The sequence below is a fragment of the bacterium genome (assembly GCA_024224155.1).
Classification (GTDB): Bacteria; Acidobacteriota; Thermoanaerobaculia; order Multivoradales; family JAHEKO01; genus CALZIK01.
On record JAAENP010000486.1, the window covers coordinates 1 to 943 of the forward strand.

The window sequence follows — 943 nt, forward strand, 5'->3', positions numbered from 1 at the left end:
ATCGTGCCCTATATGGTGAGCGACCGCAGAGTGCCGATCATGACCAACTCGGAGTCGCTGCTGCAATTCGGCAACAACGCCTACGCCAAGCCGGCGACGGCGCTCAACATCCTGCGCGAGAGCATCCTCGGGCGCGAGCTCTTCGACCACGCGTTCCGCGAGTACGCCCGGCGCTGGATGTTCAAACGGCCGGAGCCGGCGGACCTCTTCCGCTCGCTGGAAGACGCCTCCGGGATCGACCTCGACTGGTTCTGGCGCGGCTGGTTCTACGGCACCGATCACGTCGACGTCGCGATCGACAAAGTGACCCTCTACCAGCTCGACAGCCGCGATCCGGACGTCGAGAAGCCACGCCTGCGGGCCGAAGACGAGGCCGAGCCCGAGACCCTCACCGAGCTGGGAAACGCCGGCCTCGAGCGCCGTCTCGATCGATACCCCGAGCTGGCGGATTTCTACAACAGTTACGACGAATTCGACGTCACGCCCTACGACTATGCTCAGTACCGCAAGTTCTTGGAGGACCTGGAAGACCGGGAAAAAGTGCTGCTGGCGACCGGCGAGAAGTTCTACGTGGTGGATTTCTTGAATGTCGGCGGTCTGCCGATGCCCCTGCCGCTCGAGATCACCTACGGCGACGGCAGCGCCCGCAAGCTGACCATTCCCGCCGAGATCTGGCGCCACAACGCGAAGAAGGTCTCGAAGCTGTTCATCACCGAGAAAGAGATCGTCAAGATCGTCCTCGATCCCCATCTGTCGATCGCCGATGCCGACCGCACCAACAACCACTTCCCGCCCGAGGTGGTCAAGTCGCGGTTCCAGCTGTTCAAGATCAAAGAGGAGCCGAACCCGATGCTGCGCGACAAGGAGAACGGCGGTGGCACGCGCTGATGATCAGGGTTCTGGTCCCCTCTCCCCCCGTCTGCGGGGGGAGAGGGCTAGGGTG

Annotated in this window: 1 protein-coding gene; it reads left to right on the plus strand. The window is 63.1% G+C overall.

Features of this window, described 5'->3' with window-relative positions; genetic code table 11:
* Positions 1–888 (plus strand): M1 family metallopeptidase (locus GY769_23345; protein ID MCP4204854.1); only part of this gene is annotated, 888 nt, incomplete at its 5' end.
* Positions 889–943 lie beyond the last annotated feature (55 nt).